23 protein-coding genes are annotated in these 23,113 nt (G+C 70.9%); 22 read left to right on the forward strand and 1 reads right to left on the reverse strand.

Annotation, left to right across the window (positions count from 1 at the left end):
* Nucleotide 1: 1 nt before the first annotated feature.
* From ACPYN7_RS01135 to tuf, 16 genes are all read left to right on the forward strand, one after another.
* Complete coding sequence (locus tag ACPYN7_RS01135; RefSeq protein ID WP_424346448.1) at nt 2–3,886, forward strand: DNA-directed RNA polymerase subunit beta'; 3,885 nt, start codon at nt 2–4, stop codon at nt 3,884–3,886.
* 162 nt (nt 3,887–4,048) lie between these two features.
* Nucleotides 4,049–4,813, forward strand: coding sequence for an IclR family transcriptional regulator (locus ACPYN7_RS01140; protein WP_058872516.1), 765 nt, complete (start codon nt 4,049–4,051; stop codon nt 4,811–4,813).
* Between the two features lie 143 nt (nt 4,814–4,956).
* Complete coding sequence (locus ACPYN7_RS01145) at nt 4,957–6,156, forward strand: 4-hydroxybenzoate 3-monooxygenase (RefSeq protein WP_424346449.1); 1,200 nt, start codon at nt 4,957–4,959, stop codon at nt 6,154–6,156.
* Nucleotides 6,157–6,323: 167 nt separating this feature from the next.
* A complete protein-coding gene (pcaH, locus tag ACPYN7_RS01150; protein WP_058872518.1) occupies nt 6,324–7,145 on the forward strand; it encodes a protocatechuate 3,4-dioxygenase subunit beta in 822 nt (273 codons plus the stop codon).
* Entirely contained in the window at nt 7,138–7,722 is a 585-nt protein-coding gene (gene pcaG, locus ACPYN7_RS01155) for a protocatechuate 3,4-dioxygenase subunit alpha (RefSeq protein ID WP_424346450.1), read from the forward strand. The genes pcaH and pcaG overlap by 8 nt, the downstream gene beginning before the upstream one ends.
* A 274-nt stretch (nt 7,723–7,996) precedes the next feature.
* Nucleotides 7,997–9,454, forward strand: a complete 1,458-nt coding sequence (locus ACPYN7_RS01160) for a lyase family protein (protein ID WP_424346451.1) — start codon at nt 7,997–7,999, stop codon at nt 9,452–9,454.
* Nucleotides 9,451–10,296: an alpha/beta fold hydrolase gene (locus ACPYN7_RS01165; RefSeq protein ID WP_424346452.1), complete on the forward strand. Its 846-nt coding sequence runs from the start codon at nt 9,451–9,453 to the stop codon at nt 10,294–10,296. The genes ACPYN7_RS01160 and ACPYN7_RS01165 overlap by 4 nt, the downstream gene beginning before the upstream one ends.
* Nucleotides 10,293–10,700, forward strand: a complete 408-nt coding sequence (gene pcaC / locus ACPYN7_RS01170; RefSeq protein WP_058872521.1) for a 4-carboxymuconolactone decarboxylase — start codon at nt 10,293–10,295, stop codon at nt 10,698–10,700. Before ACPYN7_RS01165 ends, pcaC begins: the two co-directional genes overlap by 4 nt.
* Nucleotides 10,701–10,824: 124 nt before the next feature.
* Nucleotides 10,825–12,018 carry a thiolase family protein gene (locus ACPYN7_RS01175; RefSeq protein ID WP_058872522.1) on the forward strand — a complete coding sequence of 398 codons (1,194 nt, stop codon included), beginning with the start codon at nt 10,825–10,827 and terminating at the stop codon, nt 12,016–12,018.
* A gap of 50 nt (nt 12,019–12,068) precedes the next feature.
* The gene (locus ACPYN7_RS01180; protein WP_058872523.1) at nt 12,069–12,761 is read left to right on the forward strand and encodes a 3-oxoacid CoA-transferase subunit A; all 693 of its coding nucleotides are present in this window, start codon (nt 12,069–12,071) and stop codon (nt 12,759–12,761) included.
* 1 nt (nt 12,762) lies between these two features.
* Nucleotides 12,763–13,440: a 3-oxoacid CoA-transferase subunit B gene (locus ACPYN7_RS01185; RefSeq protein ID WP_058872524.1), complete on the forward strand. Its 678-nt coding sequence runs from the start codon at nt 12,763–12,765 to the stop codon at nt 13,438–13,440.
* 77 nt (nt 13,441–13,517) lie between these two features.
* Nucleotides 13,518–14,330, forward strand: coding sequence for an IclR family transcriptional regulator domain-containing protein (locus ACPYN7_RS01190; RefSeq protein ID WP_058872525.1), 813 nt, complete (start codon nt 13,518–13,520; stop codon nt 14,328–14,330).
* Between the two features lie 335 nt (nt 14,331–14,665).
* A complete protein-coding gene (gene rpsL / locus ACPYN7_RS01195; protein WP_017833291.1) occupies nt 14,666–15,040 on the forward strand; it encodes a 30S ribosomal protein S12 in 375 nt (124 codons plus the stop codon).
* Nucleotides 15,040–15,510 carry a 30S ribosomal protein S7 gene (rpsG, locus tag ACPYN7_RS01200; RefSeq protein ID WP_017833292.1) on the forward strand — a complete coding sequence of 157 codons (471 nt, stop codon included), beginning with the start codon at nt 15,040–15,042 and terminating at the stop codon, nt 15,508–15,510. Before rpsL ends, rpsG begins: the two co-directional genes overlap by 1 nt.
* A 69-nt stretch (nt 15,511–15,579) precedes the next feature.
* Nucleotides 15,580–17,694, forward strand: a complete 2,115-nt coding sequence (gene fusA / locus ACPYN7_RS01205; protein ID WP_368824739.1) for an elongation factor G — start codon at nt 15,580–15,582, stop codon at nt 17,692–17,694.
* A gap of 159 nt (nt 17,695–17,853) precedes the next feature.
* A complete protein-coding gene (tuf, locus tag ACPYN7_RS01210) occupies nt 17,854–19,044 on the forward strand; it encodes an elongation factor Tu (protein WP_058872527.1) in 1,191 nt (396 codons plus the stop codon).
* Nucleotides 19,045–19,131: 87 nt separating this feature from the next.
* Here tuf and ACPYN7_RS01215 read toward each other — a convergent pair whose 3' ends face one another.
* A complete protein-coding gene (locus ACPYN7_RS01215) occupies nt 19,132–19,515 on the reverse strand; it encodes a VOC family protein (RefSeq protein ID WP_368824738.1) in 384 nt (127 codons plus the stop codon).
* A 504-nt stretch (nt 19,516–20,019) separates the two neighbouring features.
* On the opposite strand from ACPYN7_RS01215, the gene rpsJ reads away from it, so the two are divergent.
* Genes rpsJ through rpsS form a run of 6 tightly spaced genes read left to right on the forward strand, consistent with a single transcriptional unit; the run spans nt 20,020 to nt 23,098 of the window.
* Nucleotides 20,020–20,328: a 30S ribosomal protein S10 gene (gene rpsJ / locus ACPYN7_RS01220; protein ID WP_003803825.1), complete on the forward strand. Its 309-nt coding sequence runs from the start codon at nt 20,020–20,022 to the stop codon at nt 20,326–20,328.
* A gap of 16 nt (nt 20,329–20,344) precedes the next feature.
* Nucleotides 20,345–21,001, forward strand: a complete 657-nt coding sequence (gene rplC / locus ACPYN7_RS01225) for a 50S ribosomal protein L3 (RefSeq protein ID WP_017833296.1) — start codon at nt 20,345–20,347, stop codon at nt 20,999–21,001.
* Nucleotides 21,002–21,008: 7 nt separating this feature from the next.
* A complete protein-coding gene (gene rplD, locus ACPYN7_RS01230; protein ID WP_424346453.1) occupies nt 21,009–21,632 on the forward strand; it encodes a 50S ribosomal protein L4 in 624 nt (207 codons plus the stop codon).
* Nucleotides 21,629–21,934, forward strand: coding sequence for a 50S ribosomal protein L23 (gene rplW, locus ACPYN7_RS01235; RefSeq protein WP_058872529.1), 306 nt, complete (start codon nt 21,629–21,631; stop codon nt 21,932–21,934). The genes rplD and rplW overlap by 4 nt, the downstream gene beginning before the upstream one ends.
* 30 nt (nt 21,935–21,964) lie before the next feature.
* The gene (rplB, locus tag ACPYN7_RS01240; RefSeq protein WP_058872530.1) at nt 21,965–22,804 is read left to right on the forward strand and encodes a 50S ribosomal protein L2; all 840 of its coding nucleotides are present in this window, start codon (nt 21,965–21,967) and stop codon (nt 22,802–22,804) included.
* 12 nt (nt 22,805–22,816) lie between these two features.
* Nucleotides 22,817–23,098 (forward strand): 30S ribosomal protein S19, encoded by a 282-nt coding sequence (gene rpsS, locus ACPYN7_RS01245; RefSeq protein ID WP_058859361.1) that lies wholly within the window; start codon nt 22,817–22,819, stop codon nt 23,096–23,098.
* Nucleotides 23,099–23,113 lie beyond the last annotated feature (15 nt).

Raw genomic sequence — 23,113 nt, forward strand, 5'->3', positions numbered from 1 at the left:
CATGTCCAACGAATCTTCACTAGGCCTCATGCGGATCGGTCTTGCGACCGCGGAGGACATCCGGACCTGGTCCTACGGCGAGGTCAAGAAGCCGGAGACCATCAACTACCGCACGCTCAAGCCCGAGAAGGACGGCCTGTTCTGCGAGAAGATCTTCGGTCCCACCCGGGACTGGGAGTGCTACTGCGGCAAGTACAAGCGCGTGCGCTACAAGGGCATCATCTGCGAGCGCTGCGGCGTGGAGGTCACCCGTGCCAAGGTGCGCCGTGAGCGCATGGGCCACATCGAGCTCGCCGCTCCCGTGACCCACATCTGGTACTTCAAGGGCGTGCCCTCGCGGCTGGGCTACCTGCTGGACCTCGCCCCGAAGGACCTGGAGAAGGTCATCTACTTCGCGGCGTACATGATCACGTCCGTGGACGAGGACGCCCGCCACGACGACCTGCCCAACCTGCAGGCCGCCGTGGACCGCGAGAAGGCGCAGATGGAGTCCACCCGCGACTCCGACATCGCCGCGATCGCCCGCGACCTCGAGACCGAGCTCGGCCGGGTCGAGGAGGAGGGCGGCAAGGCCGCGGAGAAGCGCAAGCTCCGCGACTCCGCCGACCGCCAGATGGCCAACGTGCGCAAGCGCGCCAACCTGGAGATCGACCGCCTCGAGCAGGTCTGGGACCGCTTCAAGAACCTCAAGGTCAACGACCTCGAGGGCGACGAGGCGCTCTACCGCGTCATGGTGGACCGCTACGGGATGTACTTCGAGGGCTCGATGGGCGCCGAGGCGATCAAGAAGCGCCTCGAGACCTTCGACCTCGAGGCCGAGGCCGAGTCCCTGCGGGAGACCATCGCCACCGGCAAGGGCCAGCGCAAGACCCGCGCCCTGAAGCGGCTCAAGGTCGTCAACGCGTTCCTGACCACGGACAACTCCCCGCTGGGCATGGTCCTGGACGCCGTCCCGGTGATCCCGCCGGAGCTGCGCCCGATGGTCCAGCTCGACGGCGGCCGCTTCGCCACCTCGGACCTCAACGACCTCTACCGGCGCGTGATCAACCGCAACAACCGGCTCAAGCGCCTGCTCGACCTGGGCGCCCCGGAGATCATCGTCAACAACGAGAAGCGGATGCTGCAGGAGGCCGTGGACTCGCTGTTCGACAACGGCCGCCGCGGCCGCCCGGTCACCGGGCCGGGCAACCGTGCGCTGAAGTCGCTGTCCGACATGCTCAAGGGCAAGCAGGGCCGCTTCCGGCAGAACCTCCTCGGCAAACGCGTGGACTACTCCGGCCGCTCGGTCATCGTGGTCGGCCCGCAGCTGAAGCTGCACCAGTGCGGTCTGCCCAAGCAGATGGCGCTCGAGCTGTTCAAGCCGTTCGTGATGAAGCGGCTCGTGGACCTCAACCACGCGCAGAACATCAAGTCGGCCAAGCGCATGGTCGAGCGCTACCGCCCCCAGGTGTGGGACGTGCTCGAGGAGGTCATCACCGAGCACCCCGTGCTGCTCAACCGTGCCCCCACCCTGCACCGCCTGGGCATCCAGGCGTTCGAGCCGCAGCTCGTCGAGGGCAAGGCCATCCAGCTCCACCCGCTCGTGTGCGGCGCGTTCAACGCCGACTTCGACGGCGACCAGATGGCCGTGCACCTGCCCCTGTCCCCGGAGGCCCAGGCCGAGGCGCGCATCCTGATGCTGTCCTCGAACAACATCCTGAAGCCCTCGGACGGCAAGCCGATCGCCCTGCCCTCGCAGGACATGATCATCGGGCTGTACCACCTCACCACCGTCCGCGAGGGCGAGGAGGGGGAGGGCCGCGCGTTCTCCTCGGTGGCCGAGGCGATCATGGCCCACGACGCCGGGAAGCTGCACCTCAACGCGCTGTGCCGGATCGAGCTGGACGACTTCGTGCCGTTCGAGGGCTGGGAGGCCCCCGAGGGCTGGGAGCCGGGCTCGCCCGTGGTCGTGGAGACCACGCTGGGCCGCGTGCTGTTCAACGAGACGCTGCCCGAGGACTACCCCTGGGACGAGGCCGTCGCGGACAAGAAGCACCTGTCCGCGCTGGTCAACGACCTCGCGGAGCGGTACCCGATGGTGACCGTGGCGCACACCCTCGACGAGCTCAAGGACGCCGGGTTCCACTGGGCGGCCCGCTCGGGCGTGACCGTGGCCATCTCGGACATCGCGACCCCGCCGGAGAAGCCCGCCATCATGGAGGGCTACGAGGCGCAGGCCGCGAAGATCCAGGGCCAGTACGACCGCGGTCTGATCGACGACGACGAGCGTCGCTCGGAGCTCATCGACATCTGGACGAAGGCCACCGACGAGGTCGCCCAGGCCATGCAGGCGAACCTCTCGCCGCTGAACACCATCAACCGGATGGTGTCCTCCGGCGCCCGAGGCAACTGGATGCAGGTCCGCCAGATCGCCGGCATCCGCGGGCTCGTGTCCAACCCGAAGGGCGAGATCATGCCCCGCCCGATCAAGTCCTCCTACCGGGAGGGCCTGTCGGTGCTGGAGTACTTCATCGCGACCCACGGTGCCCGCAAGGGCCTGGCCGACACCGCGCTGCGCACGGCGAACTCGGGCTACCTGACCCGTCGTCTCGTGGACGTCTCCCAGGACGTCATCGTGCGGGAGGCGGACTGCATGACGGAGCGCGGCCTGAACCTGCCGCTCGCCGACGTGCAGGAGTCCGGTGCCCGGGTGCTGCACGAGGACATCGAGAACACGGTGCACGGCCGCGTGCTCGCGGTGGACGTGGTGGACGTCAACGGCGAGATCCTGGCCGAGGCCGGCACGGACCTCTCCGACGCGCTCATCAGCGCCCTCTTCGCGGGCGGGGCCGACACGGTGCGCGTGCGCTCCGTGCTGACCTGCGAGTCCGCGGTGGGCGTGTGCGCGGCGTGCTACGGCCGCTCGCTGGCCTCCAACCAGCTGGTGGACATCGGCGAGGCCGTGGGCATCATCGCCGCGCAGTCGATCGGTGAGCCCGGCACGCAGCTGACGATGCGCACCTTCCACACCGGTGGCGTGGCGTCCTCGGACGGCGACATCACCCAGGGTCTGCCCCGCATCCAGGAGCTCTTCGAGGCCCGCACGCCCAAGGGCGTCGCGCCGATCTCGGAGGTCGCCGGGCGGGTCAGCATCGAGGACACCGAGAAGGCCCTCAAGCTCGTCGTGACCCCGGACAACGGGGACGAGGCGATCGGGTACCCGGTGCTGCGCCGCGCGAAGCTGCTCGTGACCGAGGGCGACCACGTCGAGGTCGGCCAGCAGCTGGTCTCGGGCGCCGTGGACCCCAAGGAGGTGCTGCGCATCCGCGGACCGCGGCAGGCGCAGAAGCACCTCGTGGACGAGGTGCAGCGCGTGTACCGCTCCCAGGGCGTGGGCATCCACGACAAGCACGTGGAGGTCATCGTGCGGCAGATGCTGCGCCGCGTGACGATCATCGAGTCCGGCGAGACGGACCTGCTGCCGGGCGAGCTCGTGGAGAACGTCCGCTTCCTGGAGGCCAACCGCAAGGCCGTGGCCGAGAGCAGCCGCCCGGCCGCGGGCCGGCCGGAGCTGATGGGCATCACGAAGGCCTCGCTGGCCACCGACTCGTGGCTGTCGGCCGCGTCCTTCCAGGAGACCACCCGCGTGCTCACGCAGGCGGCCATGGAGGGCAAGTCCGACCCGCTGGTGGGCCTCAAGGAGAACGTGATCATCGGCAAGCTGATCCCGGCCGGCACCGGGCTCGCGCGGTACAACAACATCGACGTGGAGCCGACGGACGAGGCGAAGGCCTCGCTGTTCACGGAGCCGGGCTCGTTCTCGGACTTCAGCTACGCGGAGGAGAACTCCTCGCCCGCCGAGTTCCAGGCGATCCCGCTGGAGGACTACGACTTCGGCTCCAACTGAGGTCGGCGTCCCCCGACAGGACGTGGTCACTCCCGTGATCACCAGGCAGCCCCGTTCCGGAAGACCCGTCTTCCGGGGCGGGGCTGTCCCCGTCCCGCGGCGGGCCGCGGCACACGTCCGCGGTGCACGGCCGGGGACCAGGAAGGAGCGTCAGGAGCCACCATGGCGAACTCACCCACCGGGGAGTCCGTGCTCGAGCGGGCGGACCGGATCCTCGCGGCGTTCACCGCCGAGAACTCCCGGCTGACGGGGGGCCGGATCGCGGCCCTCACCGGCCTGCCCACGGCCACCGCGCACCGGCTGGCCCGGGACATGGCCCGCCAGGGCTGGCTCGAGCGGGTGGAGGGCGGGCACTACGTGATCGGCACCCGGCTGTGGGAGCTGGCCAACCGCTCCTCGCGCGAGCTCGGGCTGGCGCGCGCCGCCCGCCCGTTCATGGGCGACATCCACGCGGTGCTGCGCCAGCACGTGCAGCTCGGCATCGTGGAGGGCCGCGAGGTGCTGCTCGTGGAGCGGCTCTCGCACCCCCGGGCGGTGCCCGTGCGCGCCGAGGTCGCGGGCCGGCTGCCCCTGCACCTCTCGGCCACGGGCCTGGTCCTGCTGGCGCACGCGCCGCAGGAGTACCGGGAGGAGTACCTCCGGGGCCCCCTCGACGCGTTCACCGAGCTCTCCCCGACGGACCCCGGGCTGCTGGCCGCGGAGCTCGAGCGGATCCGCGGCGCGGGCCACGCCCTGCAGACCGGCTACCTCGAGGCGGGGACGGCGGGCATCGCCGTGCCCGTGCGGGGCCGCGGCGACCAGGTGGTGGCGGGCCTGGGCGTCATCACCCCCGCGGGCGACCCCGCCGCGCGCGCCGGCGCGATCGTCCAGGCGCTGCACACCGCCGCGCACGGCATCCGCCGGACGCTGCGGGACGCCTCCCGCTGAACCGACCGCGCCGCCGGACCGGCCGCGCCGCCGGACCCGCCGCCCCGCCGCCGCTCCCGTCCCGTTCAACGGGAAGACTGTGGTGCCGCCCACAGCCCGCTGGGACACTGGACACGATTCCCGTCGTATCACCAGGAGCACTCATGAGCGCACAGCGCACCGTTCTCAGCACCCAGGTCGGCATCGTGGGCGGCGGCCCGGCCGGGCTGATGCTCGCCCACCTGCTCGGCCGCGCCGGCATCGACAGCATCGTCGTCGAGAAGCGCGAGAAGGACACCATCCACGCCACCCACCGGGCCGGCATCCTCGAGGCCCCGACCGTGCGAATGCTGGTCGAGGAGGGCGTCGACGGGCGCGTGCTCACCGAGGGCCACGAGCACGAGGGCACCGTGCTGCGCTTCCAGGGCGAGAGCCACCGCATCGACTTCAAGGAGCTCGTCGGCGAGTCCGTGTGGCTCTACCCGCAGAACGAGGTGTTCCTGGACCTGGCCGAGGCCCGCGAGCGCGACGGCGGGGACGTGCGCTGGTCGGTCACCGGCACCGAGGTCCTGGACCTGACCACCGACCGGCCGGGCATCCGCTTCACCGACGCCGCGGGCGAGGACTTCGAGATCCGCTGCGAGGTCCTCGTGGGCGCCGACGGCTCGCAGAGCATCTGCCGCCGCGCGATCCCCGAGCAGGAGCGCACCGACAACTTCATCGAGTACCCCTTCGCCTGGTTCGGGATCCTCGCCGAGGCCCCGCCGAGCGCCCCGGAGCTCATCTACGCGAACTCCGAGCACGGCTTCGCCCTCGTCTCCCAGCGCAGCGACACCGTCCAGCGGATGTACTTCCAGTGCGACCCGGACGAGGACGTCGACGACTGGGACGAGGAGCGGATCTGGGCCGAGCTCCAGCGCCGCGTCGCGGGCCCCGACGGCCTGCGGCTCCAGGAGGGGCCCATCTTCGACAAGACGGTGCTGAAGTTCCGCTCCTACGTCTGCGAGCCCCTGCGCCACGGCAACCTGTTCCTCGTGGGCGACGCCGGCCACACGGTGCCCCCGACCGGGGCCAAGGGTCTGAACCTGGCGTTCTGCGACGTCCGCGTGCTCGCCCCGGCGCTCGTGGAGTTCTTCCGCTCCGGCGACGACTCCGGGCTGGCCGGGTACTCGGCCACGGCGCTGGAGCGCGTGTGGAAGGCCCAGAACTTCTCCTACTGGGCCACGCAGCTCATGCACACCCAGCCGGGGGAGAACCCCTTCAACCAGAAGCGCCGGCACGGCGAGTTCAAGGCCATCACCGGCTCGGCGCGCGGGGCCGCCTACTTCGCGGAGTCCTACACGGGCTGGCCCGACGACCGCTGACGGCCGCGCCCGTCGACTGTGACCCCAGAATAAGTTCGCACAACGAACACGTGTGCGAATGCTGCACCGGATGCGCTAGCCTCGAAGAGTTCTCCGCGCAGGCGCCGGCCACCGCGGGCGCGACGCCCGCCGGTGCGGCAGCCACCTCGCAACAAAGGAGCTGAACCATGACCGACCAGGACCAGGGGACGGGGGAGGCCTTCGTGCACCTCACCCCGAAGGGACCCGACGACGCGGCCGACACGCAGGCCGACCTCGACCGCGAGATGGCGCAGGTCGCCGAGGACTACGCGGCGTCTGGGCGCACCGAGACGCAGCCGCGTCTGGACTACGCCCCCTACCGCAGCTCGATCCTGCGGCACCCCACCAAGGACCTGCACCACGCGGACCCCGAGACCATCGAGCTGCACGCCCCCGCCTTCGGCGAGCGGGACGTGCACCGGCTCGAGTCGGACCTGACCATCCAGTCGGGCGGGGAGCCCATCGGCGAGCGGATCAAGATCCGCGGCCGGGTCCTCGACGGCGACGGCCGGCCCGTGCGGAACCAGCTCGTGGAGATCTGGCAGGCCAACGCGGCCGGGCGCTACATCCACAAGCGGGACCAGCACCCCGCGCCCATCGACCCGAACTTCACGGGCGTGGGCCGGTGCCTGACCGGCGACGACGGCTCCTACGAGTTCGTCACCATCAAGCCCGGACCGTACCCCTGGAAGAACCACCACAACGCCTGGCGGCCCGCGCACGTGCACTTCTCGCTGTTCGGCACGGACTTCACCCAGCGGATGATCACCCAGATGTACTTCCCCTCCGACCCGCTGTTCGCCCTGGACCCGATCTTCCAGTCCATCGTGGACCCGAAGGCCCGCGAACGGCTCGTGGCCCGGTACGACCACGACACCTCGGAGCACGAGTGGCTGCTCGGCTACACGTGGGACATCGTGCTCAGCGGCTCGAACCGCACCTGGACGGAAGGCGACTCCAATGTCTGAGACCCCGGCGAACCGCAAGCTCCCGGCCACCCCCGGCCAGACCATCGGGCCGTTCTTCGGCTACGCGCTGCCCTACGACAAGGGCGAGCTGCTCGTGCCGCTCGGGCACCCGCAGGCGGTGCGTCTGCACGGGACCGTCACCGACGGCCACGGCGAGCACGTGCCGGACGCGATGCTCGAGATCTGGCAGGCCGACGGCAACGGCGACGTGCCCACCGCGACCGGCTCGCTCGTGCGCGACGGCTGGACCTTCACCGGCTTCGGCCGCGCGTCCGTGGACAACGAGGGCCACTACACCTTCACCACTGTGGACCCGGGGCCGACCGAGCCCGGCAAGGCGCCGTTCATCACGCTGACGGTCTTCGCCCGCGGCCTGCTCAACCGGCTGTTCACCCGCATCTACCTGCCGGAGGACACCGAGGCGCTGGCGAACGACCCGCTGCTGGGCTCGCTGCCCGAGGACCGGCGCCGCACGCTGATCGCCGAGCGCGAGGCCGACGGCTCCCTGCGCTTCGACGTCCGGATGCAGGGCCAGGACGAGACCGTCTTCCTCACCTACCCGAACCTCGAGCAGTGACCCGCCCGTGGGGGGGGGCCCCGCCCGGGGGCCCCCCCCCCCCCCCCCCCCCCCCCCACCCCCCCCCCCCCCCCCCCCCGGGGCGCGCCCGCCCCCCACCCGGCCGCGCCCCGCCGGTGGTCGCCGGGCGGGCCCCGGCCCCTTCTCCCCCCCCCCCCCCCCCCCCCCCCCCCCCCCCCGGCGGCCCCGGCGGGGGGGGGCCCCGGGGCGGGGCCCCCCCCACGGCACCGCCGACCACGACGCACGACCGGACGACCACCGAAGGAGGACGCGCATGACCGACGCCGGGCTGCTCCGCCCCGGGGCCCACCGGGGCGACGCGCACACGGACGACACCGCCGTGCTCCAGGCGCTGCTCGACGTCGAGGCCGCCTGGGTCGCCGCGCAGGCGGACGCCGGGCTCGCCCCCCGCGCCGCCGCGGAGTCCGCCCGCGCGGCCGCCCGCGCCGCCGACTACGACGCCGGGGACATCGCCCGGCGCGCCGAGGGCGGCGGCAACCCGGTCATCCCGCTCCTCGCCGACTACCGGCGCCGGCTGGGGGAGCTCGACCCCGACGCCGTGCGCTTCGTGCACCGCGGCCTGACCAGCCAGGACGTCATGGACACCGCCATGATGCTCCTGGTCCGGCGCGCCGCCGAGCCCCTGGGACGGCAGCTGTCCGGCACCGCGGACGCCCTGGCCCGGCTGGCGCAGACCCACCGCGGCACCCTCCAGGCCGCCCGCACCCTGACGCAGCACGCGCTGCCCACCACCTTCGGCCTCAAGGCCGCCGGCTGGCTCGCCGGACTGCAGGACCTCGAGGCGGACCTCGCCGGGCTCACCCGGCTGCCGGTGTCCTGGGGCGGGGCCGCCGGCACCCTCGCCGGGAGCATCGCGCTCTTCCCCGGCACGCCCGACGCCGCCGAGCAGGCCGTCGAGCTCGCCCGCCGCTGGGCCGGCGAGCTGGGGCTGAGCATGCCGGCGCACGTGTGGCACACCAGCAGGCGGCCGGTCCTGCGCACCGCGGAGACCCTGGCCGCCGTCTGCGCGGCCCTGGGCCGGATCGCCAACGACGTGCTGCTCCTCTCCCGCCCCGAGCTCGGCGAGCTGCGCGAACCGGCCGCTGAGGGGCGCGGCGTGTCCTCCGCGATGCCCCAGAAGCAGAACCCGGTGCTCTCCGTGCTGCTCAAGCGCACCGCCCTGACCGCGCCCCAGCTCGTCGCCCAGCTCCACCTCGCCGCCGCCCAGTACGTCGACGAGCGCCCCGACGGCGCGTGGCACACGGAGTGGCCGGCGCTGCGGGAGCTGGCCCGGCTCGCCGTGGCGGCGTCGTCGCACGCGGCCGAGCTCACGGCGGGCCTGACCGTGGACCCCGCCCGGATGCGGGCCAACCTGGACGCGTCCGGGCCCGCCGTGCTCGCCGAGCGGATCAGCGCGGCGCTCGCGCCGCTGCTGCCGCCCGCCGCCGACGGCGCCACGGGGAAGCAGCAGGTCCAGGCGGTCGTGCGCGAGCACGCGAGCGACCGGCAGGGCATGCTCGACGCCCTCGAGGGCCTCGCCGCGGGCACCCTCCTGGCGGACGGCACCCCCGTGGACCGGGGGGTCGTGACCCGGCTGCTCGACCCCGCCGGCTACCTCGGCGCCAACGACCTGCTGATCGACCGGGTGCTCGAGCGGCACGACCGGTCGGCGAACGATCCTTCGACCACGTCCGGCGGGTACGCCGGGACCAGCGCCAGGAGCACCGCATGAGCGTCCCCGTCCTCACCCTCGTCGAGTTCGCCGACCGGCCGGCACCGTCCGCGCAGGCCCCGCTGCTGGTGCTCGGCCCCTCGCTGGGCACGTCCGTGACGTCGCTCTGGTCGGGCGTGGCCCGGCGGCTCGGGGCCGACGTGCGGGTGCTGGGCTGGGACCTGCCCGGGCACGGCGCCTCCGCACCCACCGACGAGCCGTTCACCGTGGCCGAGCTCGCCCGGGCGGTGCTGACGGCCGTGGACCGCCACCGCGCGGCGCCCGGGGCCGAGATCGAACGACCGTTCTTCTACGCGGGCTGCTCGATCGGCGGGTGCGTGGGGCAGCAGCTGCTCCTCGACGCCCCGGAGCGGGTCCGCGCCGCCGCGCTGGTCGGCACCGCCGCCCGGGTGGGGGAGCCCGGTGCCTGGGCGCAGCGTGCCGAGCTCGTGGCCGCGGCCGGCACCCCCACCCAGGTCGTGGGCTCCGCGCAGCGGTGGTTCGCCCCGGGCTTCATCGAGCGGGACGCGGCCACCACCACGGCCCTGCTGCACGACCTGCAGGGCGCGGACCGGTTCTCCTACGCCCGGGCCTGCGAGGCCCTCGCCGCCTTCGACGCGCACGCGGAGCCCGCCCCGGCCGACGTCCCCGTGCTCGCCGTGGTGGGCGCGCACGACGTCGCGACGCCGCCGGAGTCGGTGGCGCGGCTCGCGGAGGCGACCGGCGGGCGTCTCGTCGTCGTCGAGGGCGCCGGCCACCTGGTGCCCGCCGAGGCCCCGCAGGACGTGGCGCGGCTGCTGGACGAGCACTTCGGCCGGCAGGCCCCCACGACGACCACGACCCCCGAAGGAGCACGAGCATGAGCAGCAATCCCCGGCGCACCGAGCAGGAGGCGCACGCGGACGGCATGGCGGTGCGCCGCGAGGTGCTCTCCGACGCCCACGTGGACCGCGCCGAGGCCGGCAAGGACGCCTTCACCGCCGAGTTCCAGGACTTCATCTCCCGCTACGCGTGGGGCGAGATCTGGACCCGGCCGGGACTGGACCGGCGGATGCGCAGCGCCGTCACCCTGACCGCGCTGATCGCCGCCGGGCACTGGGAGGAGTTCGAGATGCACGTCCGCGCCGCCCTGCGCAACGGCCTGGAGCGGGACGAGATCAAGGAGATCCTGCTGCAGTCGGCGATCTACCTCTCCGTGCCCTCGGCCAACAACGCCTTCAAGCACGCCAAGCAGGTCCTCGACGCCCTCGACGCCGAGGGCGCCTGAGTCCTGCGCGGCCCCGCGCCACGCCCCCGTGCCGGTCGCGCCCCGTGACCGACGCCCCACCACCCCGAGACCCCGGGACCCCGACCCCCGTGACCGACCTGCAACGACGCAAGTGAGGAACACCATGACCCAGGCCTACATCTACGACGCCGTCCGCACGCCCTTCGGCCGCTTCGGCGGCGCCCTGGCGGGCGTGCGCCCCGACGACCTGGCCGCCCTCGTGGTCGGCGAGCAGCTCCGGCGCGCATCCGCGCTGGACCCCGCCGCGATCGACGAGGTCGTGCTCGGCAACGCCAACGGCGCCGGCGAGGAGAACCGCAACGTCGCCCGCATGGCCACGCTGCTGGCCGGGCTCCCCGTGGAGCTGCCCGGCACCACCGTCAACCGGCTGTGCGGCTCCTCCCTGGACGCGGCGATCATCGCGTCCCGGCAGATCGCCGCGGGCGAGGCCGACGTGATGCTCGTCGGCGGCGTCGAGTCCATGAGCCGGGCCCCCTGGGTGCTCCCGAAGACGGAGAAACCCTACCCGGCCGGCGACATGACCCTGGCCTCCACCACGCTGGGCTGGCGGCTCGTCAACCCGAGCATGAACTCCGCGTGGACCGTGTCCCTGGGGGAGGCCACCGAGCAGCTCGCCGAGCGGCACGGCATCACCCGCGACCGCATGGACGAGTTCGCGCACCGCTCCCACCAGCTCACCCAGCAGGCCTGGGACGAGGGCTTCTACGCGGACCTCACCGTCCAGGTCCCCGGCACCGAGCTGACCCAGGACGAGTCCGTCCGCGCGTCCTCGACCGTCGAGAAGCTGGGCGGGCTCAGGACCGTCTTCCGCTCGGCGGAGCAGGGCGGCACCGTCACCGCCGGCAACGCCTCGCCGCTCAACGACGGCGCCTCCGCCGCCCTGCTGGGCTCCGAGAAGGCCGCCGAGCTGACCGGCCTGCAGCCCCTCGCCCGCATCGCCGGCCGGGGCGCGGCCGCCAACGAGCCGCAGTTCTTCGGCTTCGCCCCGGTCGAGGCCGCGAACCTCGCCCTGCGGCGCGCCGGGATCGGCTGGGACGACGTCGCCGCCGTCGAGCTCAACGAGGCCTTCGCCGCTCAGTCCCTCGCGTGCGTCGACGCCTGGGGGATCGACCCGGGAATCGTCAACCGGCACGGCGGCGCCATCGCCATCGGCCACCCCCTCGGGGCCTCCGGGACCCGCATCCTCGGCACGCTCGCGCGGTCCCTGCAGGCCTCCGGGCAGCGCTGGGGCGTCGCGGCCATCTGCATCGGCGTGGGCCAGGGCCTCGCCGTCGTGCTCGAGAACGAGAACGCCTGAGACCCGCGAGGGACCCGGGCGAAGAAGACCACCGAAGAGAGGCACAACGCATGCTGAACATCGCAGACAGCTGCGCGCAGGCCGTGGCCCCGATCCACGACGGCGCGACCGTCATGATCGGCGGCTTCGGCGTGGCCGGCCAGCCCGTCGAGCTCATCGACGCGCTGATCGACCACGGCGCCACCGACCTGACGGTCGTGAACAACAACGCCGGCAACGGCGACGTGGGCCTGGCCCGGCTGATCCAGCTGGGGCGCGTGCAGAAGATCATCTGCTCCTTCCCGCGCCAGTCCGACTCGTGGCACTTCGACGAGAAGTACCGGGCCGGGCAGATCGAGCTCGAGGTCGTCCCCCAGGGCAACCTCGCCGAGCGCATCCGCGCCGCCGGCGCCGGCATCGGGGCGTTCTTCACCCCCACCGGCTACGGCACCCCGCTCGCCGAGGGCAAGGAGGTCCGCGAGATCGACGGCCGCCACTACGTCCTGGAGCACCCCATCAAAGCCGACTTCGCCCTGACCAAGGCGCACGTCGCGGACCGGGCGGGCAACCTCGTGTACCGCAAGACGGCGCGCAACTTCGGCCCCATCATGGCCGCCGCGGCCGCCACCTCCATCGTGCAGGTCGCGGAGCTCGTGGAGCGCGGCGGGCTGGACCCCGAGGTCGTCGTGACCCCGGGCATCTACGTGGACACCGTCGTGCGGATCGACGCGCCGGCCCAGACCGACCCCCGAGAGGAGCTCTGACATGAGCGAGAACACCGTGGACGTCGTGCCCATGACGTCCGAGACCCCGCTCGCCCCGGAGGAGCTGGCCCGCCTGGTGGCCCGCGACATCCCGGCCGGCTCCTACGTCAACCTCGGCATCGGCCAGCCGACCCTGGTCTCCAACTACCTGACCGCCGAGGACGACGTCACCCTGCACACCGAGAACGGCATGCTCGGCATGGGCCCCGAGGCCCACGGCGACGAGGTCGACGCCGACCTCATCAACGCGGGCAAGATCCCCGTGGTCGAGACGCCGGGCTGCTCCTACTTCCACCACGCGGACTCCTTCGCCATGATGCGCGGCGGGCACCTCGACTGCTGCGTGCTCGGCGCGTTCCAGGTGGACCGGAAGGGCAACCTCGCCAACTGGCACACGGGCAAGCCGGACGCGATCCCCGCGGTGGGCGGGGCCATGGACCTGGCCACCGGTGCGAAGATGACGTTCGTGATGATGTCCCTGCAGACCAAGAAGGGGCAGTCGAAGCTCGTGGAGCAGTGCACCATGCCGCTCACCGGCGTGGGCTGCGTCTCGCGGATCTACACCGACCAGGCCGTGTTCCTCATCGAGGAGGACGGCGTCTCGGTGCGCGAGACCTTCGGGACGAGCTTCGAGGAGCTCCGGCAGATCGTCGACGTCCCGCTGCGGCCCGCCCGCTGAGCACCGCACCGACCCGGGGGGAGCGGCGGCCGGCACCGGCCGCCGCGCCCCCGGACGAGGCCCACAGGAGGCCACCGATGACCGAGCAGGACCCCACCGCCCCGGCGGGGGAGCGGAGCAGCCCGGGACAGTTCGTGCAGTCGCTGGCGCGCGGGCTCGGCGTGATCACGGCCTTCGACGCCCGGCACCCCCGGATGACCCTCAGCGACGTGGCCCGGCGCACCGGGCTCACCCGCGCCACCGCACGCCGGTTCCTGCTCACCCTCGAGGAGCTGGGCTACGTCCGGACCGACGGGCGCCTCTTCGAGCTCACCCCCATGGTCCTCCAGCTCGGCTACTCCTACCTCTCCTCGCTGTCGCTGCCGGCCCTGGCCGCCCCGCACCTCGAGACGCTCTCGGCGCAGGTCGAGGAGTCCACGTCCGCCTCCGTGCTGGACGGCTCCGACATCGTCTACGTGGCCCGGGTCTCCACGCACCGGATCATGACCGTGGCGATCGCCGTGGGCACCCGTTTCCCCGCCCACGCCACGTCCATGGGCCGGGTCCTGCTCGCCGCGCTGGACGCGGAGCAGCTCGCCGGGTACTTCCGCACCGCGCGCATCGAGCGGCTGACCGCCCACACCCTCACCGATCGCGCCGCCCTCGAGGCGGACCTGCGGCAGGTGCGCGCCCAGGGGTGGGCCCTCGTGGACCAGGAGCTCGAGGTGGGGCTGCGCTCGGTCGCCGCCCCGGTGACCGACGGCACCGGCCGCGTGGTCGCGGCCGTGAACGTCTCCATGCGCGTGGGGATGCCCGGGGCGAGCGCCGGGGACCCGGTGGACGACGTCGTGCCGCCACTGCTCGAGTGCGCCCGGCGGATCTCCGCCGACCTCGCCGCGACCGGGCGCTGACCGCACGCCGGGACCGCGCCGGCCGGACGGGCGGGCCCGCGTTTTCCCGCCCCGGCCGGCGTCTGATAGGCTGTCGAGGAATTGAACGGTCATCCCTCGGCGCCCGCCGCCCCTGGAGGCCGGAGAAATCATGGCAGAACGGACTCGGTCCTCTGGTACGCGGTGTGTACCAAAATGCCATCCTTTTCGTCTGCCCAGCTACCTTCGGCGCGGCGACCGTGGTGCCCGCCCGCCGGGCCCACACCGAGCGCCGCACCCGCACCAGGCCCCGGCCGGGAGCGGGGAGCCGAACACCCAGCGGGCCGCTGACGCGTCCCGTCCGATCAGGAGACACTGTGCCTACAATCCAGCAGCTGGTCCGCAAGGGCCGGACCCCGAAGGTCGTCAAGACCAAGGCGCCCGCACTCAAGGGCAGCCCCATGAAGCGCGGTGTGTGCACCCGCGTGTACACCACCACGCCGAAGAAGCCGAACTCCGCGCTGCGCAAGGTCGCCCGCGTGAAGCTCAACGGCGGCGTCGAGGTCACGGCCTACATCCCCGGTGAGGGCCACAACCTCCAGGAGCACTCCATCGTGCTCGTCCGCGGCGGTCGCGTGAAGGACCTCCCCGGTGTCCGCTACAAGATCGTCCGCGGCGCGCTCGACACCCAGGGTGTCAAGGGCCGCCAGCAGGCCCGTTCCCGTTACGGCGCCAAGAAGGAGAAGAAGTAATGCCTCGTAAGGGTCCCGCTCCCAAGCGCCCGCTCGTCGTCGACCCGGTCTACAGCTCCCCGGTCGTCACGCAGCTGATCAACAAGGTCCTCCAGGACGGCAAGAAGTCCACCGCCGAGCGCATCGTCTACGGCGCCCTCGAGGGCGTCCGGGCGAAGTCCGGCGCCGACCCCGTCGCCACCCTCAAGAAGGCCCTGGAGAACGTCAAGCCGGCCCTCGAGGTGAAGTCCCGCCGCGTCGGCGGCGCCACCTACCAGGTGCCCGTCGAGGTCAAGCCGGGCCGCGCCCAGGCGCTGTCCCTGCGCTGGCTCGTCGGCTACTCCAAGATCCGCCGTGAGAACACCATGACCGAGCGTCTGCAGAACGAGATCCTGGACGCGTCCAACGGTCTCGGTGCCGCCGTGAAGCGCCGCGAGGACACCCACAAGATGGCGGAGTCCAACAAGGCCTTCGCCCACTACCGCTGGTAGAATCTTCCAGGCCTGTCGGCCCCATCCGGGCCGGCAGGCCGCCGGCACCATCTCCGAAAGGGAACCACCGTGGCACTTGACGTGCTTACCGACCTCAAGAAGGTCCGCAACATCGGCATCATGGCGCACATCGATGCCGGTAAGACCACCACCACCGAACGCATCCTGTTCTACACCGGTATCTCCCACAAGCTCGGCGAGACCCACGATGGTGCCTCCACCATGGACTGGATGGCGCAGGAGCAGGAGCGCGGCATCACGATCACGTCCGCCGCGACGTCCTGCTACTGGCACGACAACCAGATCAACATCATCGACACCCCCGGCCACGTGGACTTCACGGTCGAGGTCGAGCGCTCCCTGCGCGTGCTCGACGGCGCCGTGGCGGTCTTCGACGGCAAGGAGGGCGTCGAGCCCCAGTCGGAGACGGTCTGGCGCCAGGCCGACAAGTACGACGTGCCCCGCATCTGCTTCGTCAACAAGATGGACAAGCTGGGCGCCGACTTCTACTTCACCGTCGACACCATCATCAACCGCCTCGGTGCCAAGCCGCTCGTGATGCAGCTGCCGATCGGCGCCGAGTCCGAGTTCACCGGCGTGGTCGACCTGCTCACCATGAAGGCCTTCGTCTGGCCGGGCGACTCCAAGGGCGACGTCTCCCTGGGCGCCAAGTACGAGATCCAGGAGATCCCCGCCGACCTGCAGGAGCGGGCCGAGGAGTACCGCAACCAGCTGGTCGAGTCCGTCGCCGAGGCGGACGACGAGCTCATGGAGAAGTACCTGGGCGGCGAGGAGCTCACCCTCGAGGAGCTCAAGGCCGGCATCCGGAAGCTGACCATCAACTCCGAGGCGTACCCCGTGCTGTGCGGCTCCGCGTTCAAGAACCGCGGCGTGCAGCCGATGCTCGACGCCGTCATCGACTTCCTGCCGTCCCCGCTGGACGTCCCGAACGTCGAGGGCCACGCGCTCAACGACGAGGAGGAGGTCCTCACCCGCCCCGTCGACTACAGCGCCCCCTTCTCGGCGCTCGCGTTCAAGGTCGCCTCGCACCCGTTCTACGGGCAGCTGACCTACATCCGCGTGTACTCCGGCAAGGCCGTCAACGGCGAGCAGGTCCTCAACTCGACCAAGGGCAAGAAGGAGCGCATCGGCAAGCTGTTCCAGATGCACTCCAACAAGGAGAACCCGGTCGACGAGATCCGGGCCGGCCACATCTACGCGGCCATCGGGCTCAAGGACACCACCACGGGCGACACCCTGTGCTCCCCGCAGGAGCCGATCGTGCTCGAGTCGATGACCTTCCCGGCCCCCGTGATCTCCGTGGCCATCGAGCCGAAGACCAAGGGCGACCAGGAGAAGCTCTCCACCGCGATCCAGAAGCTCTCGGCCGAGGACCCCACGTTCACCGTGTCCCTCAACGAGGAGACCGGCCAGACCGAGATCGGCGGCATGGGCGAGCTCCACCTGGACATCCTGGTGGACCGCATGAAGCGCGAGTTCCGGGTCGAGGCGAACGTCGGCAAGCCCCAGGTGGCCTACCGCGAGACCATCAAGAAGGCCGTCGACAAGGTCGACTACACGCACAAGAAGCAGACCGGCGGCTCCGGCCAGTTCGCCAAGGTGCAGGTGGCGTTCGAGCCGATCCCGCTGGACGCCGAGGAGCTCTACGAATTCGACAACAAGGTCACCGGCGGCCGCGTCCCGCGCGAGTACATCCCCTCCGTGGACGCCGGCATCCAGGACGCCATGCGCCTGGGCATCCTCGCCGGGTACCCGGTCGTGGGCGTCAAGGCCACGCTGCTCGACGGTGCCTACCACGACGTCGACTCCTCCGAGATGGCGTTCAAGATCGCCGGCTCCATGGTCTTCAAGGAGGGCGCCCGCCGGGCCCAGCCCGTCCTGCTCGAGCCGCTGATGGCCGTCGAGGTCCGCACGCCCGAGGAGTACATGGGCGAGGTCATCGGCGACCTGAACTCCCGCCGCGGCCAGATCCAGTCCATGGAGGACGTGTCCGGCGTCAAGCTGGTCAAGGCCCTCGTCCCGCTGTCCGAGATGTTCGGCTACATCGGCGACCTCCGGTCCAAGACCCAGGGCCGCGCCGTGTACTCGATGCAGTTCGACAGCTACTCGGAGGTTCCCAAGGCCGTCGCCGAGGAGATCGTCCAGAAGAACCGCGGCGAGTAGGCACCACCCCCTCGGCCCCGGCCGGGAATTTCATCAAACAAGTACAGCCAAAGTAGACTTGCAGAGGTTTCAGTACTGCTGAGCGCCTCAAGCTCCCCCCACACCACGCGGCGGGGAAGTGCTGAGCAAGTTTCGACAAATGTTCTAGGAGGAACAACCATGGCGAAGGCCAAGTTCGAGCGCAGCAAGCCGCACGTCAACATCGGCACCATCGGCCACGTCGACCACGGCAAGACGACGCTCACGGCTGCCATCTCCAAGGTCCTGGCCGACAAGTACCCGGACCTCAACGAGCAGCGCGACTTCGGCGCCATCGACTCCGCCCCGGAGGAGAAGCAGCGCGGCATCACCATCAACATCGCGCACATCGAGTACCAGACGGAGAAGCGTCACTACGCTCACGTGGACGCCCCGGGCCACGCCGACTACGTCAAGAACATGATCACCGGTGCGGCCCAGATGGACGGTGCCATCCTCGTGGTCGCCGCCACGGACGGCCCCATGGCCCAGACCCGCGAGCACGTGCTGCTCGCCCGCCAGGTGGGCGTGCCCTACCTGCTGGTGGCCCTGAACAAGTCCGACATGGTCGAGGACGAGGAGCTGCTGGACCTCGTCGAGATGGAGGTGCGCGAGCTCCTCTCCGACCAGGGCTTCGACGGCGACAACGCGCCGGTCGTCCGCGTCTCGGCGCTGAAGGCACTCGAGGGCGACCCCGAGTGGGTCGCCAAGGTCGAGGAGCTCATGGAGGCCGTCGACGAGAACGTCCCCGACCCCGTCCGCGACATGGACAAGCCGTTCCTCATGCCGATCGAGGACGTCTTCACCATCACCGGCCGCGGCACCGTGGTGACGGGCCGCGCCGAGCGCGGCACGCTGCCCATCAACTCCGAGGTCGAGATCGTCGGCATCCGTCCGGTCCAGAAGACCACGGTCACCGGCATCGAGATGTTCCACAAGCAGATGGACGAGGCCATGGCGGGCGAGAACTGCGGCCTGTTGCTGCGCGGTCTCAAGCGTGACGACGTCGAGCGCGGGCAGGTCGTGTGCAAGCCGGGTTCCATCACCCCGCACACCGACTTCGAGGCCAACGTCTACATCCTCTCCAAGGAGGAGGGCGGCCGCCACAACCCGTTCTACTCCAACTACCGTCCGCAGTTCTACTTCCGGACCACCGACGTCACCGGCGTCATCACGCTGCCCGAGGGCACCGAGATGGTCATGCCCGGCGACAACACCGAGATGACGGTCGCGCTGATCCAGCCGATCGCCATGGAGGAGGGCCTCGGCTTCGCCATCCGTGAGGGTGGCCGCACCGTGGGCTCGGGTCGCGTCACCAAGATCAACAAGTAGTCCCCGGACTGCTCGATCCGCCCGGAACCCCCCCGCCGCTCCTGGAGTGGCGGGGGGTTCCGCGCGTCCCGGTCCGGCTCGCCGCGCTCAGCCGGTGAGCTGGTGCAGGCAGAGGACGTTGCCCTCGGAATCGGTGAACCACGCCGCCTTCATGCCCTCGGCGGTGAGGACGTGGTCCACGGTCCGCAGGCCGGGCAGGTCGTAGTCCTGGAACCGGACGCCCCGGCCCTCGAGCTCGCGCACCGCGGCCTCGACGTCGTCGACCTCGAAGCTGGCCTGCGTCAGCTCCGACGCCGGTGCGTCCGGACGCAGCAGCAGCTGCAGACCGGTGTGCCCGTCCTCGCTGAGCAGCACGCTGTCGGCCTCGAGGTCGGGGCCGGGGGAGAGACCCAGCGTCTCGTGGTAGAACTGCCGGGCGCGGTCGAGCTCCCGGACGGGAACGATCGCGATCAGTCGCGCGGTGGACAGCATGGGACCCATCTCCTGCGGATGTCGGTGTGCGGACGCGGCCAGGATACGGCCGCGGGCGCCGGCGGGGGTTGCGAAAGGCTCACGGATCCGGCACGGATCCGCACGAGCCCGGTCCCGGAGGCGCGGCCGCGCGTTTGCGCCGGTCTGCCATCTCTGGCAGGATGGAGGACGTTGTTCAAGCGCCGACGCGTGCTCTCAACGGTTCGAACCGGCAGACCCCAGGACACCACCGGGTCCCGAAGCAGAACCGGGGGCCAGCAGCTCGTGGAAGCTGCCACGCACGGACCACATACAGCCCACCCCGAGTAGCGGACCCGGTGCGCCCTCGTGTTCTGCACGAGGCGACACGCCCGAGTTCGGGGGTCGGAGCTCCAGCAGGGTGAGGAACCCGGATCCTTCCGGATTCAGTCTGCGTGGAGGGGCGCCCACCAGGCGGCGCCATGCACAAGGAGTCCCCAGGCTCCGTCACAGGGAAGTACGTTCAAGAAAGAGAGTCACGACGCCATGGCGGGACAGAAAATCCGCATCCGGCTGAAGTCTTATGACCACGAGGTCATCGACGTCTCGGCCCGGAAGATCGTTGAGACGGTGACGCGCGCAGGCGCCACGGTGGTCGGCCCCGTGCCGCTGCCCACGGAGAAGAACGTGTACTGCGTCATCCGCTCGCCGCACAAGTACAAGGACAGCCGTGAGCACTTCGAGATGCGCACGCACAAGCGGCTGATCGACATCATCGACCCCACGCCGAAGGCCGTCGACTCGCTCATGCGCCTCGACCTGCCGGCTGACGTGAACATCGAAATCAAGCTGTAAAGAGGATCGCATCCCAATGACTACCACTTTCGAACGCCAGGTGAAGGGCCTGCTGGGCACGAAGCTCGGCATGACCCAGGTCTGGGACGAGAACGGGAAGTTCGTGCCGGTGACCGTCGTCAAGGCGGACTCCAACGTCGTGACCCAGCTGCGCAACCAGGACCGGGACGGCTACTCCGCCGTGCAGATCGGATTCGGTGCGATCGACCCCCGCAAGGTCACCCAGCCGCTGGCCGGCCACTTCGAGAAGGCCGGCGTGACGCCGCGCCGCCACGTCGTGGAGCTGCGCACCGCCGACGCGGACACCTACGAGCTGGGCCAGGAGCTCTCCGTCGAGCTCTTCGAGGCCGGCCAGAAGGTCGACGTGATCGGCAAGACCAAGGGCAAGGGCACGGCCGGTGTCATGAAGCGCCACGGCTTCTCCGGCGTCGGCGCCTCCCACGGTGCCCACAAGAACCACCGCAAGCCGGGATCCATCGGCGGCGCGTCCTACCCCGCTCGCGTGTTCAAGGGCATGCGCATGGCGGGCCGCATGGGCGCCGTCCGTCACACGACGCAGAACCTCACCGTTCACGCCGTGGACGCCGAGAACTCCCTGCTGCTCATCAAGGGTGCCCTGCCGGGCCCCAAGGGTTCGGTCGTCCTCGTCCGCACCGCAGTGAAGGGAGCCTGATCAGACCATGGCAACTCAGACCGTCAACGTCGAACTGCCCGCCGAGATCTTCGACGTCCAGACCAACGTGCCCCTGCTGCACCAGGTCGTCGTCGCTCAGCTGGCCGCGGCCCGCCAGGGCACGCACAAGACCAAGAACCGCGCCGAGGTCTCCGGTGCCGGCCGCAAGCCCTTCAAGCAGAAGGGCACCGGCCGTGCGCGCCAGGGCTCGATCCGCGCCCCGCACATGACCGGCGGCGGCGTGGTGCACGGCCCCACCCCGCGCGACTACAGCCAGCGCACCCCCAAGAAGATGAAGGCCGCCGCCCTGCGCGGAGCCCTCTCGGACCGGGCGCGCAACAACCGCATCCACGTGGTCGAGTCGATCGTGGAGGGCGCCGTGCCCAACACGAGGACCGCCCGGGAGACGCTGCGCGGACTCTCCGACCGCAAGAACCTGCTGGTCGTGCTGCACCGCTCGGACGACGTGTCCGCGCTGTCGGTGCGCAACCTCGACGACGTGCACACCCTCTACGCGGACCAGCTCAACACGTACGACGTGCTGGTCTCCGACGACGTGGTCTTCACCAAGGACGCGTTCGAGTCCTTCGTGGCGGCCGCCAGCAAGAAGAAGCAGGAGGACGCCAAGTGAGCGCGACCACCATCAAGGATCCCCGGGACGTCATCATCGCGCCGGTCGTCTCGGAGAAGTCCTACGGGCTCATCGACGAGGGCCGCTACACGTTCTTCGTGGCGTCCGACTCGAACAAGACGCAGATCAAGTACGCCGTGGAGCAGATCTTCGGCGTCAAGGTCGAGTCCGTGAACACCATCAACCGTGCCGGGAAGCGGAAGCGCACGCGCTTCGGCTGGGGTCAGCGCAAGGGCACCAAGCGTGCCGTTGTGACCCTGAAGGAAGGCACCATCGACATCTTCGGCGGTCCGCTCGCCTGAGCGGAGACCACTTTAACGAGGAACTGACACATGGCTATCCGTAAGCACAAGCCGACAACCCCGGGCCGTCGCGGCTCCTCCGTTGCCGACTTCGCAGAAATCACGCGCACGACCCCCGAGAAGTCGCTGGTCCGGCCGCTGCCCAAGAAGGGCGGGCGGAACAACACCGGCCGCATCACCACCCGGCACAAGGGTGGCGGGCACAAGCGCCAGTACCGCGTCATCGACTTCCGTCGCCACGACAAGGACGGCGTCGACGCCAAGGTCGCGCACATCGAGTACGACCCGAACCGCACGGCGCGCATCGCGCTGCTGCACTTCGTGGACGGCTCCAAGCGCTACATCATCGCGCCGAACCGCCTCTCCCAGGGCGACGTCGTCGAGTCGGGCCCCGGCGCCGACATCAAGCCCGGCAACAACCTGCCGCTGCGCAACATCCCCGTCGGCACCGTGATCCACGCCGTCGAGCTCCGTCCGGGCGGCGGCGCCAAGCTCGCCCGCTCCGCCGGCGCGTCCGTGCAGCTCGTGGCCAAGGAGGGCAAGTACGGCCAGCTCCGGCTGCCCTCCGGCGAGATCCGCAACGTCGACGTGCGCTGCCGCGCCACGGTCGGCGAGGTCGGCAACGCCGAGCAGTCGAACATCAACTGGGGCAAGGCCGGCCGCAACCGCTGGAAGGGCGTCCGCCCGACCGTCCGCGGTGTGGTCATGAACCCCGTCGACCACCCGCACGGTGGTGGCGAGGGCAAGACCTCCGGTGGCCGCCACCCGGTCAACCCGAACGGCAAGCCCGAGGGCCGCACCCGCCGCCCCAACAAGGAGAGCGACAAGCTCATCGTCCGCCGTCGTCGTACCGGCAAGAACAAGCGCTAAGGAGCCTGACACATGCCACGCAGCCTGAAGAAGGGCCCTTTCGTCGATCAGCACCTTTATCTGAAGGTCGCCAAGGAGAACGACAAGGGCACCAAGAACGTCATCAAGACGTGGTCCCGCCGCTCGATGATCGTCCCCGACATGCTGGGGCACACGATCGCCGTGCACGACGGACGCAAGCACATCCCCGTGTTCATCACCGAGTCGATGGTCGGGCACAAGCTCGGCGAGTTCGCCCCCACGCGGACCTTCCGCGGCCATGTGAAGGACGACAAGAAGGGCAAGCGCCGCTGATCCTCCGGGATCCCG

The sequence above is a fragment of the Kocuria sp. CH-021 genome (assembly GCF_049716185.1).
Taxonomy (GTDB): Bacteria; Actinomycetota; Actinomycetes; order Actinomycetales; family Micrococcaceae; genus Kocuria; species Kocuria cellulosilytica.